14 protein-coding genes are annotated in these 14,961 nt (G+C 52.6%); 2 read left to right on the top strand and 12 right to left on the bottom strand.

The window, feature by feature from the left end; translation table 11 throughout:
* Window positions 1–37: 37 nt before the first annotated feature.
* From P1P89_04085 to P1P89_04060, 6 genes are all read right to left on the bottom strand, one after another.
* A complete protein-coding gene (locus P1P89_04085; GenBank protein ID MDF1590674.1) occupies window positions 38–868 on the bottom strand; it encodes a carotenoid biosynthesis protein in 831 nt (276 codons plus the stop codon).
* Window positions 868–1,812, bottom strand: a complete 945-nt coding sequence (locus tag P1P89_04080; GenBank protein MDF1590673.1) for a UbiA family prenyltransferase — start codon at window positions 1,810–1,812, stop codon at window positions 868–870. Before P1P89_04080 ends, P1P89_04085 begins: the two co-directional genes overlap by 1 nt.
* Window positions 1,813–1,877: 65 nt before the next feature.
* The gene (locus P1P89_04075) at window positions 1,878–2,405 is read right to left on the bottom strand and encodes a tRNA (cytidine(34)-2'-O)-methyltransferase (GenBank protein ID MDF1590672.1); all 528 of its coding nucleotides are present in this window, start codon (window positions 2,403–2,405) and stop codon (window positions 1,878–1,880) included.
* Between the two features lie 44 nt (window positions 2,406–2,449).
* A complete protein-coding gene (locus P1P89_04070) occupies window positions 2,450–2,764 on the bottom strand; it encodes a zinc ribbon domain-containing protein (protein MDF1590671.1) in 315 nt (104 codons plus the stop codon).
* 106 nt (window positions 2,765–2,870) lie between these two features.
* Window positions 2,871–3,545 (bottom strand): zf-TFIIB domain-containing protein, encoded by a 675-nt coding sequence (locus tag P1P89_04065; GenBank protein ID MDF1590670.1) that lies wholly within the window; start codon window positions 3,543–3,545, stop codon window positions 2,871–2,873.
* 11 nt (window positions 3,546–3,556) lie between these two features.
* A complete protein-coding gene (locus tag P1P89_04060) occupies window positions 3,557–4,573 on the bottom strand; it encodes an SPFH domain-containing protein (protein ID MDF1590669.1) in 1,017 nt (338 codons plus the stop codon).
* 303 nt (window positions 4,574–4,876) lie between these two features.
* On the opposite strand from P1P89_04060, the gene P1P89_04055 reads away from it, so the two are divergent.
* Window positions 4,877–5,716: an amidohydrolase family protein gene (locus P1P89_04055; GenBank protein ID MDF1590668.1), complete on the top strand. Its 840-nt coding sequence runs from the start codon at window positions 4,877–4,879 to the stop codon at window positions 5,714–5,716.
* A 165-nt stretch (window positions 5,717–5,881) separates the two neighbouring features.
* Here the strand turns inward: P1P89_04055 and P1P89_04050 are convergent, their stop codons facing one another.
* The 4 genes from P1P89_04050 to P1P89_04035 all read right to left on the bottom strand — a co-directional run bounded on the left by P1P89_04050 (window position 5,882) and on the right by P1P89_04035 (window position 10,550).
* Entirely contained in the window at window positions 5,882–7,798 is a 1,917-nt protein-coding gene (locus tag P1P89_04050) for a hypothetical protein (GenBank protein MDF1590667.1), read from the bottom strand.
* A gap of 205 nt (window positions 7,799–8,003) precedes the next feature.
* On the bottom strand, window positions 8,004–9,299 hold the full coding sequence (locus tag P1P89_04045; GenBank protein ID MDF1590666.1) for a PDDEXK nuclease domain-containing protein: 1,296 nt from the start codon (window positions 9,297–9,299) through the stop codon (window positions 8,004–8,006).
* Between the two features lie 118 nt (window positions 9,300–9,417).
* Window positions 9,418–9,627, bottom strand: coding sequence for a helix-turn-helix domain-containing protein (locus P1P89_04040; GenBank protein ID MDF1590665.1), 210 nt, complete (start codon window positions 9,625–9,627; stop codon window positions 9,418–9,420).
* 251 nt (window positions 9,628–9,878) lie between these two features.
* Complete coding sequence (locus P1P89_04035; GenBank protein MDF1590664.1) at window positions 9,879–10,550, bottom strand: YkgJ family cysteine cluster protein; 672 nt, start codon at window positions 10,548–10,550, stop codon at window positions 9,879–9,881.
* Window positions 10,551–10,933: 383 nt separating this feature from the next.
* Here P1P89_04035 and P1P89_04030 point away from each other — a divergent pair, with 383 nt between their 5' ends.
* On the top strand, window positions 10,934–12,040 hold the full coding sequence (locus tag P1P89_04030) for a DUF362 domain-containing protein (GenBank protein ID MDF1590663.1): 1,107 nt from the start codon (window positions 10,934–10,936) through the stop codon (window positions 12,038–12,040).
* A 221-nt stretch (window positions 12,041–12,261) separates the two neighbouring features.
* On the opposite strand, the gene P1P89_04025 is transcribed toward P1P89_04030, so the two are convergent.
* On the bottom strand, window positions 12,262–14,001 hold the full coding sequence (locus P1P89_04025) for a hypothetical protein (protein MDF1590662.1): 1,740 nt from the start codon (window positions 13,999–14,001) through the stop codon (window positions 12,262–12,264).
* Window positions 13,998–14,816 carry a hypothetical protein gene (locus P1P89_04020; GenBank protein ID MDF1590661.1) on the bottom strand — a complete coding sequence of 273 codons (819 nt, stop codon included), beginning with the start codon at window positions 14,814–14,816 and terminating at the stop codon, window positions 13,998–14,000. Before P1P89_04020 ends, P1P89_04025 begins: the two co-directional genes overlap by 4 nt.
* Between the last annotated feature and the right edge of the window lie 145 nt (window positions 14,817–14,961).

Below are 14,961 nucleotides of genomic sequence, written 5' to 3'. Positions count from 1 at the left end.
CGTCTTTGTCCGGATATAGTGAAAAAGGTTTTGATAGTCAAGTGGCATGGCGCCGATACTGTTGGAGCATGAGCAATACATAAGGGGGCACAAAAGCGATCGCATAAGCTGCCAGGGGGAGGGGGGCAGTCGCTTTCACCACCAACAAGCCAAAGAAGAAAAGGGCCGCCGGGATGCGCAGCAGCAGGGTTCTTTTTCTTATTCCTCTGCCGGTTTGTTTTTTAAGAATGGTGGCAATCATAACAAAAGAAACACACCAGCCGACCCCGACGATTGCCGGGATCGGCAACTGAAAATTTATCCATCGAAAGGCCCCCCACCAAGAGAGCAGCAGCAAAAAATGAGTGCCCAATACGGGTATGACAAGCAGCAGGGTGTCATGGATGGTCCGGGGCCCCTTCAAGCGCTTGGTGTTCAAGACGCCTATACTCAGGAGCGCAAAAAAGAACCAGCCCAGAATGCCGATGGGCGGCACGTTGAATAATCCCGGCAGCGTCCATTGCCAAAGTCCGGCCTTGACGGAAATCGGTTCGATAAATAAGCTATCGCTGGCAACCACGGCAGCGCCCGCAAACAGGCCCTTTACGGGGTGCGCGATCCGAATGCGGGACGTCAACTCCATGGCTGAGAAGATGATGATCGGCCAGGTGACAACAATCAGCAGGGGGACCTGATCTAAACATAAATTCCAGTTGGGGTGATAAGCATAAAAACGGTACAGCAGAATACAGCTTTCTTCAGCCATCCAGGCTGAGGCGGAAACAATGACCGCCCTTGCCAAAAAGCGGACGGGGCGAGGGTCTTTGGCCGCAAAACCAAAAACAATAAAGATACTGAAAAAGATTCCTGCCAGCTCCAGAAGCATCATTAAAAATCAGCTCCCGGCAGGTCCGCCAGCACCCACAGATGATAAATACAGAAAAGCGCTGCCCCCATCCATGTAAGACGGATACAGCCTGCCATCAGCTCCTGCCGGTGCAAGGCGTATTTGTAAACGACAATCTGGAGAAGGGGCGCGGCGATCATGATGAAAATGCGCCAGGGGACAACACCCCGCACATAGCCCAGTGTTAAAACAACGGCGGACGCAACAATCAGGGTGTCGATCATAAGGACGGCGATCCGTTCGCCATGGACGACCGGATAGGTTCGGATGCCGCGGAGGGCATCTCCTTTTATATCTCGGAGATCATAAAGAATTTCGTAGCTCTGAATAAAAAGGGAAAAGAATACCGCGGTCAGGAAGACCGTTGTCCAGGTGATTCCCGGCGGAAAGGAATGCTTCTCATTTATCCAGAAGGCGGTCGCCAGGGGATACCCGAAAACCGTAATTAAGAAACCGGCGCCCGAGGCGGTGTTTTTCCAGAAGTAGATCTCTTTCAAGCGGCGCGTCCCCGGCAACAGCGGCCAGTTGTAAAAGACGCCCAACAGGTGGCCGGCAATCCTCAGCGGGGTGATCGCCGGATTGATCATATGTACAACCGCCAGCGAACCGACCATCAGCGTCATGCTCAAAGTCAGCAAGCGCTTGCGGTGATGATAAACGCAGTCCGTATGGCGGATGTCGTTGACGCTGTCTTCTGCGATGTCCACCACGCGGTTCGTCAGGTTGACAATAAACCAGTCCAGTGCACAGACAACCGTCAGGAACCAGGGGTAGCTTCCGGTAAACAGCCAGCCAAAGGTAAAAACGCCCATGGCCGCGATGGCCGTGATGTGAAGCCGGCCAATGCCGGCCACTACCCGCAAAGATCCATTTAAGCTTCTTGGGGGTGGCTGGTTTGCCGAATGGATTTCAACAGCCGATTTCATTTATTCCGCCCTCTCTGCCGTCTATTTCGGGTTGGCAATGATAAGCATGTTCGGTCGAATTGTTTTTAGCGAAAACCGTTTCCTTCGTTAATAGATACGGAATTAAACCTCAAACTTTCATAAAGTGCAATCCCAACCGCCGTTGACAGATTCAATGACCTGATCTCCGGGGAGACGGGAATGCGATAGCTTGAATGGGGGTAGCGCGAAAGCATGTTACTGGACAATCCTTTGGATTCCGGGCCAAACACAAGAAACAATCGTTTTGATGCAGAGAGCGACCAGAAAAGCCGGGTTCCGTTTTTGGTAAATAAGGCCATTTCCTCTTCTTGGGGCGACATCTTTTCTAAAAAATCATCAAAATTATCCCAGACCGAGAGTTTTACCTTTGACCAGTAATCCAGCCCGGCCCTCTTGACTTCACGGCTGTCCAGGGAAAATCCCAGGGGTTTTACCAGGTGCAGAAACGCACCGGCGCCCAGACAGGTCCGACCGACATTGCCGGTATTCCAGTGGACTTCCGGGGTGACGAGGACGACATGGCGTTCCGTATCAGGTTCAATAGCTTGCCGGGAGTGGATGTTTTTAAGCATTCGTGGCCCTGGTATTTACCGTTTTAGATACGGTGTCCTGTTTCTTAAGCAACTGGTTTCCCACAGTAGGGGCAGTAGACAAATCCTTTATCCATCGTTTTTCCGCAGCTTTTGCATTGATTTGTGCGTTGGGCCTTCCAAGTGCGAAAGGGGGCGGCCTTATCCGACACGACGGTTTCACAACGTTCACAACGGATAAACGACTCCCCTTTTTTGACGCGAAAAAGTGGAATAAAAAAAAGGCTGAAATAGCTGTCGGACCTCTTGAGATAAGCCTGGGCCAGTCCGCAGGACGGACAAATGCGGGGCGTGCCGTCAAGCGTTTTTATTCTGGGTGAGATGCCGGCGATGATAAACATATAAATGGTTCAAGGTTTCAGGTTCAAGGTTTCAGGCCTTAAAATAGTGAATCATATAATACCCGGTCGCATGATAGAAGCAGATGAGCCTGTTTTTCGGGTCGGATCACCCGAAGAATTTTGACAGGAGGGAAAAGGCTGCCTGGGCCAGGTCGCCGGGGGCGTCGTCAATGCGGTTGTCAAAGGAGATGGCGCCGGCGCCGGTTTTTTTGGCGGCAGCCGTCCGGGCCTTGCGCTGTTCTTCTTTTAAGCGCTGAGTCTTTTGGCGCTCGTCCAGCAACTGTCCGCCGGCGTTTTTCCATTCCATCAGATGGATGAGCTCACCGTTGTCCATCCAGACGCCGTGCTGCCTGCACTGGTCCATGACCACGCCGCTGCGGTAGCCGAAATTGACCCGGTTCATGAATTTGCCGCATTCCGGGCATTTGATATAGCGGACCTGCCGGTCTTTGTCGGCGCGCTCCCGGTTGATGTTGACAATCTCCTTGAAATTGACTTCGAAAGCCTTCGTCACCGAAGCCTCGAGAAATGCCTGTACCTCACCCGGATCGAAAAACAGCCCGAAGCAGATTTCGCAGCGTTCGAGAACAAAGGCGCTGTCCGGCGTCGGGCGGATGGACTGGAGGAAAATCTGACAATGGGGGCATTGCCGTCCGGACTCTTCCCGGGAAACCGCAAAGTGATTAATGGCAGCAAAATTCATGTCATTGCGTGTACCGCAATAACCGCAGCGACTGGTGTCGGCAGGAAGCGGGGCTGAACAACTGCAACAGCTGGCCATGGCATCATCCCCTAAAAAGCATCAAGGATCTGTTTTTTCTTGGCGGTATATTCCTCGTCGGTGATCAGACCCTCTTCGTGCATTTTTTTTAGCTGGGTCAGTTTTGCCGCCGGATCGCTGCCGGTGTCCGATGCTGGTGCGGCCGCGGTCTTTTGGGTCATGGACTGGGCCATGGCCTGTCCCATGCCGAGGCCGGCCCCGAGCCCCACCCCCATGCCGGCGCCGCCGCCTTCGTTTTTAGCCGCTTCCTTGAGGGCTTCCAGCTTCATCAGTTCGGCGTAATCAACCCCCACCGCTTTGATGGCCTGGGCTTCGGCGGTCAGGTCGGCAATCCGACCGATGCGTCTGACGGTCTCCTCGTCAAAATTGGTTCCTTCGATGCGGAAGTCCGTGATTTCAAAGCCGAGCTTGGCAAAGTCAGCGGTCAATTTTTCGGCCATGCCCTGGGCGATTTCTTCACGCTGAGCGTCTATCTCCGTGAAGGACAAACGGAGTTCGGCGATGTGGTCGGTGATGGGATGCACCAGGCGTTCGCTCATGATGCTGCGAAAATCGGTGGTGGTGAAGTTATTGTGTCCGCCCACCACGTTGACGAAAAAGTCCCGCGGCTCAACAATGCGGTAGCTGAAATTGCCGAAAGCCTTCAGTGCCACCGGGAATCCGAATTTCGGGTCTTCATATTTGATGGGCGCCAGGGTCCCCCATTTCTGATTGAGCACCTTGCTGGTGCGGAAATAATAGATGCCGACCTTGTGCTCGCTTTCAAAAGACTGCATGAATTTTTTGATGGTGGTCCAGAAGGGGATGTTGGCTGTTTCAAGTTCCACCAGACAGGGTTTGTCCAAGACCGAACGGATCTTGCCTTCGTAAACGAAAATACAGCCCTGGCCAGGATTGACAATCAGCTTGGAGACGTTTTTGATTTCATCGCCGTTGTCGCTCCACTGGTAAAAAAGCGTATCGGGCCTGGGTTCACGCCACTCGATGACGGACCGTAATTGCCGCTTGAGATTGTTTAAGATGGCCATGGTATTATTCTCCCAAAAGTTGTCGTATGTATTGTGTGAACTTAGCAGACGCTCCCACAGGCATCAACATCCGCCGGTCGTGATTTTACCGCAATAAAAATATCAGAAGGGGCTTGGGTTGTCAACCGTGCTTTCTAAATAACATCGCAAAATTACAAAGGGTTAGGCAAAGTGTGCGGTTGGATTCTTGCAGATTTTTCTGCAAAATTGATGATTGGCCCTGCGGCAGCATTTTTTTGTTGCCACGAACTCATGTGAAATGTATTTTAACCATAAAAGTATATCTTCAGGCGGGATAGAGACATGATCATCGATTTTCATACGCATATTTTTCCCGGGAAGATCCGCGAGAACAGGGAGAAGTATTTTCCTGCCGAGACGGCGTTTTCATTGCTTTACAGTTTGCCGAAGTCAAAATTGATTGGGGCGCAGGAGCTGATCGCGGTGATGGACGCACAGGAAATCGACAAGGCCGTCGTCTTTGGTTTCCCCTGGAAAAACCCCAAGACCCTGAGCGATCATAACGACTATATCGCTGAATCAATAGAAAGATTTCCAACGCGTCTGATCGGTTTTTGCTGTCTGGATCCATTCAGTGAGGAAGCTGTAACCGAAGCGCAGCGCTGTCTGGCGGGAAGTTTTTCCGGCGTCGGTGAGCTTGCATATTATCAGTCTGGGTTTGATGAGGGGTCCATTAATCGTTTGGCGCCCATTATGGAGATCTGCCGGCAGGCCGATGTGCCGGTTCTGATTCATACCAATAAGCCCATCGGTCATAAATATCCCGGCAAAGTTCCCATGACGTTTCCGCAGCTCTATGGGCTGATACGGAAGTTTCCTGAAAACAAGATCGTTCTGGCCCACTGGGGCGGGGGACTGTTTTTCTTCCATCTGGTAAAAAAGGAAATCAAGGAAAGCCTGCAAAATATTTATTTTGATACGGCTGCATCCCCCTTTCTATATGATCCCAAGGTTTACAGCATTGCCGTTCAAATTGTGGGCCCTGAAAAAATTTTGTTCGGCAGCGACTATCCGTTGATCAAGCCTGCCAAATATTTCAAGGAAATGGAAGCAGCCGGACTTTCGCCGGATGAAACCCGGCGTATTCTGGGGAAAAATGCCGCCGAGCTGTTAAAAATTTAAGTCTTAATCGGACTTGTGGCTTTTTCAACAACAGCCTTTTCCATATTCGTCTTTATCTTCGCCACCAACCGTCCCATGGTTGGTTAAATTTACAGAGGATTTGGTGGATGCGTCGCACCTTTTCGTCATCCGACGTGAACAGTGTGATCCTGCTGTTAAAGATCGTTATTTCGACGGTGTCTTCTTTTTTATGATCGGTTTTTCGTCTAGGCTATCCAGGACCGCAGTCAGTCGGATCTTGCGGGCATGGTGTTCCCTCAGGCTTTGCAGATATCGGTTCCACTCCGCTTGTTTTCTTTCTTCGGCCATGATTTTGGCGGCCTTGCGCAAGTATCGGCCCGCCTCCTGGTATGCCTTTGGCTTGACCTGGGCGATCAATTTTTCCGCCTTGCGCTTCCAGATGGCCACCGCTCGATCCGGGGCATGGGTTTGAACGGCCGTGGCAACCTCATCGTCGTCAATGCCGTACCACCCGTATTGTTTCTTTGGAAGCCGGTCGTACCAAAATAATACTCGTTCGGGTTTCTTTTCCAATATGGCCATTTCAATAAGATCGCTCACCATTGGAAATCGGTCTTTTCGTTCAGTTTCCGGCACATCCAGGCCGGAATCCGGAAGGGACCAGCCCTCCCGCTTCCAGGGCGGCTCGCCTTTTTCGAGGTATTGCAATAGGAATTCGCGCACCTCAGGCCAAGCCATGACCTTGGCAGCGGCCTTTTGGCAGCTTGTAAAAGCCTGTCGCGAGGGACGGCGTACGAATTCCTCGACCTGTATCGCCGCCACCACAGGCCAGTTCTTCTGTTGCGTTCGAATTTCCCGAAGTGCATTACGCAGTCCGGCGGCGATCCCAGGCCATTTGTCTTTTGTCGCTTGGACTCCCTCCCGAATCCAGCATTCGGCCTCCTCATAGCGACGTGCCGAAACCAGGAGCTTGACCAAGCGGTCATAGCTGCCCGTCTTGTTGGCCTCAGCCTCACATAGGGGGATAATCTCGTCCTTCCGGCCGGCCTGATCCAAGGCGTAGATCGCCCAGTCACTGAGCCGGTCACGTTCGTAGCGGCGGCTGAAATCGTCAGCGCCTTTAGAATGTTTCACCTCCTTCAAACGCAACAACAGCCGGTCCGCAAGGGCCTGCCAGGCGGATTTGGGGTGCTGGCGGTGGAGATATTCGACAAAGGCCTCACACACCTCGTACTGGTCCTTTAGCTCGGCATCTAAAGCCCAGTTCAGCTTATCGGCAGAATCAAGTGAAGACCGATCCAATGCTTTGACGATCACCGGCATACAGTCGGCAACCTCCATCGCCGTCTCACCCTCGTCATGGCTCTCCTCCACCTGGCGGATACCGGTGGACATCAGTTCCCGCCCCAGCTTCAGCACCTCGTCGGCATGCCCGGTTTCAAGTAGTGTTTCAAGCTTCTTGCGAATTCCGGAATAGTCCGGCGTATACCCGCCGCCCCGCCAGTAATCCTGCCAGCCGGGTTCATTGCCGATCTCTTGAATTTCACGGCGAAGGCGTGTCACCAGTGTTTTGGTATGGCCTGATGTCAATTGCCGGTGGTCTTCAAGCGCCTGCGCCATTTCAGGGTGCTGTCGCGCGATTTCGTGAAATAGCTCAATGAGTTGAGTTTTTGTTTTTCCTTTTAGAAACGGGTCGATCTCCTTTTGCACGTCCTCGGATACCGCCATTTCCTCATCAATCGGTTCATCATCCCAGTCTTCATCTTTCAGTAGCTTCAAGCGGGCATCGTCCCGGCCTGCCTTGGGAAAGGGCTTATTGTCTTCCATCCGCTTGAGATAATCGACCACCACCGCCACCCCGTGCTTGCAATCCACTTCATAAGGGCAGGTGCAGACCGAATCCGGCAGACCGTCGTCATCCATGGCCACCTTGGTAGCATACCTTTCCGTACCGTCCACCCAGGCGATCAGGCCGTCGTCTTCGGTTACGGCCAAATCACTGACATGGCCCTGACGCTGATAATTCTTCCCCCGGGAGACGATCTTGCTTCCGGCCCATTCCTCGAGATCATTCCAGGTCAAATCGGCAAATCGATCCAGTTTTGTTTTCTTTTTCGGCATTGGTTTACGTATGGAGTGTTATACCGCTTTCCATAATAAAGTTCCGAAACAATGAATTGCGGTATAAGCGGTTGTAGAAAAAAATGTTGGGATAACGGAATGTTTTTATGACAACCGCTCTCCTCTCCAGGGAGGAATTCCTGAAATCCGTTTCCTGCTCCCGGATTGCATCCGATTTCTGAACGACTTGTGCCGGTTGCGCTATTTATGATCCCTTTGGCCCCTTTGCAGCCCCTTTTCTGCCTGCTGAGCTCCGCGTGGTTTTTTTACCTTTTTTTGTCCTAATTGCCGGGCGCAAAGTCAAAGCGGTTCTTTTTCGATCCTGCAGCAAAGCCTGTGTCCGTTCAATCTCGGCCGCCAGTTCCTTTTCATCCGGCAGTGCCGTCCGATACTCCGAGGCCATCACCTTGTTAGGGAGCCCTTCAAGGGCGTACCGGGCGACGGCCTCATCTTTTCGGGCGCAAAGGATCAGCCCCACGGGTGGATTTTCATCCTTGTGAACCCAGTGTTCCCGCGCATAGTTGAGATAAAGGTGCATCTGACCGGCATCGGAGTGGGTGAATTTGCCGAGCTTCAGGTCGATGATCACCAGGCATCGCAGGCGACGATGGAAAAAGAGCAGGTCCACCCGATACCATTCGTCACCGATGCGAAGGCGCTTCTGTCTGCCGATAAAGCAGAAATCGCCGCCCAACTCCAAGAGAAAGGTCTCCAGATGTCGGATAAGCGCCTCTTCCAGGTCGGTTTCGGAATATTCGTCCTTGAGGCCAAGAAATTCCAGCATAAAAGGGTCTTTGATTTCTTCTTCAGGAAGAACAGTATCTTCAGGCAGCGCCTTTTGCCCCTTGCTCAACATGGCGGTTTTGTTGCGGGAAAGGGCTGTCCGTTCGTAGAACTGGGAATTAATCTGCCGGTCGAGTTGCCGCACCGACCAGCCGCCGCGCAAAGCTTCGGTTTCGTAGAAGCCCCTGGCATTTTCATTTTTCACCGAAAGCAAGCGGACATAGGCAGACCAGGGTAGATGGAAACAGCGCGCAATCTCGACAAGGGCCAATTCTGCAGACGGTGTCTGGAGAATTGAACCGTCAGGTTTGTCCATTGATTTCGTTTGAGAAATACGCAACGGCGTTGCGTATTTCCCGATCTGGTCTTCATCAGGCAATTTACGCGACAGTGTCGCGTAAATTCGTTCTGGGGGGTAAACGAGGTAGAAGGCGCGAAATCGCTGGAGATTATCAACTCCGAACCCACGTCCATAACGTTTGCCAAGATCGACCGACAACCGTTTGAGCAATTCCTCTCCGTACGTGGCGCGTTTCTCGCCTTCCTGTTCGGACTCCACGATACGCCTTCCGGCCAGCCAATAAGCCGCAGTCATGATGTAATTTATCGAACGGGCTGCAGACCTTCTGGCCGCATCAATGACATTGGAGATGTCCCCAAGGACCGAATCGTAATGGACATCCAAACTCGTATCCGGACTTTTTGGTTTATTCGTCATTGAACCGCTTTCTCATTTCCGCCGGGGTCGCCGTGAGCCGTCGGCATGACAAGACGGTGCTACAGCTTGGCTGACTGGATGATTCTCTTTATGATTCTATCGGCGAGTGGTTTCGCCATTAGTGATTTTCCCTGGAATCAGGTTTTTTGTAGCCGGCTCCGCCGGAATTCACCCACTCGTCTATTTCGGATAACTTGAAACGAAAGAGCCGCCCCACCCGGTGAGATGGAAGCGCCCGCTGTTCGATCCATCTATACACAGAGTGTTTGGCAACCCCAAGGTGGGTGGCCACATCATCGACGCCAACCCAGCGTTCTTCAGCAGTAATTACATCCCTCTTGGCCAGGTTCTGTCTGGGTTTACAATGCCACAGCAGGTGGGCCGTTTAGATATCTACAAAAACTAATAAAAACCAATGAGAGTATATGAAAATCGTCTTTAACCGTCAAGGGCAAGCAGTAAAATTCCAGTTGCCGGAAATTTTGCATATTGAAATCACTGGATTCCCGCTTTCGCGGGAATGACGATTGAGAAGCATTTTCGACTTTTTACGAGACCATCAAAATTTAGGATCATCTTTTAAAGCGACTGCAGCGCGTTTATGATCGGTTTCATTCTGTCCCGGTGTTTCGGCGGGACAAACAGAAATGGGATCGGCTGGTTGCCGATCATTTCGCTTTCCGGCAGGGCGCCCCCTTCATAAATCTGACGGTTTTTTTCCGATTCCATCCAGAGCAGCACATCGATAAGATTCCCGGACCGGCCTTTCATATCGATATGTTCAATATATTGCAGGAACACGGTGTTTACGCTCAGCAGAAAGTCATCCACTTCGGCACAGCCGGTGTCAGCGCATTTTTTTATAGAAACCAGGCAGCGGCACCCGAACGGCCGGACCGCATAAATGCGGCACAGGCTGTCTTCCAGCAAGGGACAGGCGCCCCTGTCGGAATCGGTTTCTTCAGCCGGAATATCATCTCCCGCCGCGCACAGCCGGGCAATCCGGTTCGTGGTGGTGCGGGGCTGAAAGCGCGGAAGCGACACATCTGCCTTCAGTCTCTCTAAAAATTTCAGCTGGTCATGAAATAATAAATGCCTGATAATCTGATACCCCTCCAGGGTAGTGATTGTGACATTACGGGTACAGCAGTCCAAACAAAATTTCCGGCAGGCCAGGTCATAGGATGCGAGACTATCGTCGTATAATTGATACATCCGTTCCAGCAGTTTCAGCTTTATATCAAGTTCCAAATTAATTCCTTCATAGAAAACCTGTTTTTTATAGGCTTGGTCAGAGCTCAGTGGCGCTGCCTTATAAAATTTAAATACGAAGCACGAATTTCCCCAATGGCACTTGTTGAAATCATACCCTCCGGGCTTAGACCAAAGTCGGCCTCTGATCCTTAATTTATATGTAACTTCAATTGTCGCTGGCCTGTCAAGACAAATGATCAATTTTTCATAAACGCCAAAAGGCAAACAACTTGACATTAGAGAGGGCAGACAGTAACGTCAAGCCTTCAGGGATCAGGTGTCGGGGGGCCAGGACCCTAAATAATGATTACCCCTGATCCCCGACCCCTGAGAACTGCTCCTATAAACCAAACGGCCGATAAATATTTTAAGGAGTTTTGATGAAACCCATCGTTTATATGATCGATTTAAAAGCAACCTTCAAGGAAAACCTCCTTGCCAAGATAGGCCGGCTGATTGAAACGGCCGGTTTGTCTCAAGCTGTGGCCGGCCGGGATATTACGGCAGTCAAATTACACTTTGGCGAGCTGGGCAATACTGCGTTTATCCGGCCGGTTTTTTTACGAAAAATTGTTGAAAGCATCAAGGCCTTGGGCGCCGTCCCGTTTTTAACCGACGCCAATACGCTCTATGCCGGCACCCGCAGCGATGCCCCTTCGCATTTAACCACCGCGACCATCAACGGATTTGCCTATGCAGTGGTGAATGCGCCGCTGATCATTGCCGACGGGCTGAGGGGGAGAAGCGAAACAGCCGTATCCATCAACCGGAAACGGTTTCAAACGGTTTACATCGCTTCCGAGATCGTTCAGGCGGATAGCCTGGTTTCCGTGGCCCACTTCAAGGGGCACGAACTTTCCGGTTTCGGCGGGACCCTGAAAAACCTGGGAATGGGGTGCGCGTCCCGCCGGGGGAAGCTGGCCCAGCATTCCACCCTCAACCCCAAAGTCGTAAAGAAAAAGTGCATCGGCTGCGGCGAATGTGTCCAGCATTGCTCCCAGGAAGCACTGTCGCTGTTTGAAGAAAAGGCCCTGATCGATGTGGAAAAGTGCATCGGCTGCGGCGAATGCATCCTGGTCTGCCCCAGCAGCGCCATTCAGATTCAGTGGAACCAGGCCATTCCGGTTTTTTTGGAAAATATGATGGAATATACCGAGGGGGTCCTGAAGGGAAAAGAAAACAAAACCCTGTTTATAAATTTTATTACGGATGTATCCCCGGCCTGCGACTGCTATGCCCACAATGATGCGTCGGTGGTCAGGGATATCGGCATTCTGGCATCCAAAGACCCGGTGGCCATCGACCAGGCCAGTGTCGATCTGGTGAACCAGGAAGCGGCCCTGCCGGAATCAAGCCTTAACACAAACCGGGCGGCCGGTGAGGATAAGTTCAAAGGGATCTATCCCCAGGTGGACTGGGCCCATCAGCTGGATTACGCCGAGACTCTCGGGATCGGGAGCCGGTCGTACTTGTTGGAGAAAATATAGAATCGTATTAAAAAACGCTGGTGATACTATAAGATTCAATCCCGCCAAGGCGGGACAGGGTTCAGGGGTTCAAGGCTGAAAAACGCTCTGCGTTTTGCCTGAATGCCAGGATGCTTGTAAGCAATGATGTTTGGTACTTTCCCTTTAAACTTATCGAGTCTCGGTTTTCAATCCTCCCAGCCTCCCAGCTTTATAGCCTCATCTGGCCCCCTTTCCCCTCATCACTTGTCGGCTTCCGGGACCTGCACACCGGCCGCCTCTGCATCCTGGGCGGCGTCATCGGCCTTTGCAGCTGCCTTGGCGGCTTTTTGGGAAGCCTGTGCTGCTGTTTTCTGTGCTGCTTCGGCTTCAAGTTTAAGTCGTGCAAGATTTTCTGAATCTGTTTCAGACTGTGCCGCCGCCTGAACTTCCTGGACCTTCTGCTCCGCCTCTGTCTGTGCTTTCTCGGCTGCCTTTTCCTTTTTGCGGGCTTTTTTGCGGGCAGCTTCCAGCACATCCATGACCGCAGCGATCTCAGCGATCTTTCCTTCCTCCGGTTCGGCATCCAGATCAATATCTTCAGCTGCCAGCAGCAGCACCGTCGAAGGCAGCCGGGGCAGGAGTTCTTCCAGGGAACCGCCGAATGGATCCAGGAGTCGGCTCCCCTTCAGGCGAAAAGGAAGAAATACCAGCGCGGCGTCCTTTGAGCGGGCGGCAACAATGTCTGTATTCGGCGCCGTGACCGCCTCGGGCTGCGCCTCAATACGGGCGCCATCAAGCAGCTGGCGTATATTCTCTACCGCTTGTTCCGCTTCCGGTTCAGGGCAGGCGGCAAGAACCCGAATGGATGCGTCCGCCCATTCATCACAGCGGGTCATCAAATAGGCAAGCAGGAGCATCAGTTCGCTGGTGGCATCTTCACACCACCAGACATCGATCCGGCGTTTTTCAGAGGGAACGGAGTCGAGCGCTTCCCATATTTTTGGTTTCGCGTCTAGAATCACTATGTTGCGACCGAGCCGGAAAACGGTTCGCAGGTTTCGGCCATAGGGCTCCTTGCTGGCGTCAGGGCCGGCAAGCGGAACCGGTTCCTTCCAGTTTAATAAAATGGTATTGGCCCGCAGCGGTCCGATGCCAAAGGCCTGAACCAGCGTATGGATTCCGACAGTCAAATCAGGGGCTGCCATCACAAGTGAAAAAGCCGATATGCCGTGCTCCCGGATACTTTTTTGCAGTTCGGTTTCGGCCTCTGCTTTTTGTCGAAGCATCTGAATGCCCTCACCCTCCAGGATGCGGACCACGGTTGTGAAACCGCTGCGGCCCTGGACCCAGGAAGCGAAATCGAGAAGCGGTTTGCGGCGGTTGGCATCTTCGGAGAATAGCAACACCTGGGGGCGCCAGTTGCGGGGATGTTCCGGTTCCGCCGCCGCGAACAACAGATTCTCCCGAACCTGCTGAAGATGATAGGATCGCTGGCTGTCGGCCCAGCGGGCCGGCCCGGAAGTCTGCTTTAAGTAATGATAAATAGCAAACAACACCGCCACAGCGACAATGCCTGCTGTAAAATCGATGGTCATCATCGTGCATAGACAGGCCAGGGCGCCGAGCAGGCTCAGGCGGGCGTGGAACCATCGGAAACGGGGCCGGAATGAGGGGCTGGCGGCCTTGGCTTCATAATAGGTGGCGTAATTTAAAAGGCCGTAGGACACCAGGAAAAACATGGACACCACCGGAGCGATGATGTTGAGCCGGCCAAGCCCGGTGGTCGCCAGGGCGATGCCGAGAGAGAGCAGGACCGCCCTGCGCGGATTATTGGCCGGACCGGACCCTTTGGCAAAAGGAAGAAGAAAGGGAAAAATACGGTCGGCGGCCAGGGACTGTAAAATGCGGGGTGCTCCCAGAAATGAAGCCATGGCGGACGACAGGGTTGCGGCAATGACGCCGGCGTCTATCAGAAACCGCGCCAGGGACACCCGTTTCATTGCCCCGTAATCACTGACCAGGATACTTCCCGGGAGGGACCCGGCCAGGAGCACCGCCGCACCAAAAAATAGACCAGAATGGATATGCCCACGGCCAGCAAGGTGCCCAGCGGAAGGCTTTTGCCGGGGTCTTTCAGGTCCCCGGACATGCTGGAGCCCTGGGTAAATCCGGTTACCGCCGGAAAGTAGATGCTGAAAAGCGCCCAGAACGGAAGGCCGTTTTCAGGAGTCGACCAGTTTTTAACGAGTAGTTCAACATTCCAGTTGGCAAATCCACCGACAAAGAAGGAAACCAGGGCCGCACCGAGAAAAGCCATGACCACATACTGAAACCGGGTGGCCAAGTCCGCCCCCATCCAGGCAAGGGCAAACAGGACGGCCAGGGACAATAAGGCCACAATCTGGGAAAAAATCTTTACGTTTCCGGCGGCAACGATTACCGCCAGCACCTCGCCGAAGCCGATGCAATAAAACGCAATGGATACCGACTGGGCCAGAAACATGACAATGCCGATGGCGCCGCCGAATTCCAGGCCGAGGGTTCTGGATATGAGGTAGTAGACGCCGCCGACCTTGACGCGGATGTTGGTTGAAATAGCCGAGAGCGAAAGGGAGGTAAGGACCGATATGGCGTTTGCAATCAGCAGGATGCCCAATGTCCGGCCAAGGCCGCCGCTGCCCACAACATAGCCGAGTCTCGAAAAAAGGATAATACCCAGGATGGTCAGGATGCTGGGGGTAAATACCCCGCCGAATGTGCCCAGGGTGCCGGCCGCGGGTTCCCGCCGGTCACTTTTATCAGAATTGTTTCTCATGGTTCCTTTGGAAATTTAACAAAGAGATATTATGGTAATAAAATGTTTTTTTCTAGCATGGGTCAAAAGGGTGTACGCCTGATATTACGTTCCAAACTCGGGAAAATGACGGTTAACAAAAAACGACCAGAACTGCTCCCAGCGA

Source organism: Desulfobacterales bacterium, from assembly GCA_029211065.1.
GTDB lineage: Bacteria > Desulfobacterota > Desulfobacteria > Desulfobacterales > JARGFK01 > JARGFK01.
This window is presented reverse-complemented; position numbering and strand designations above follow the sequence as displayed.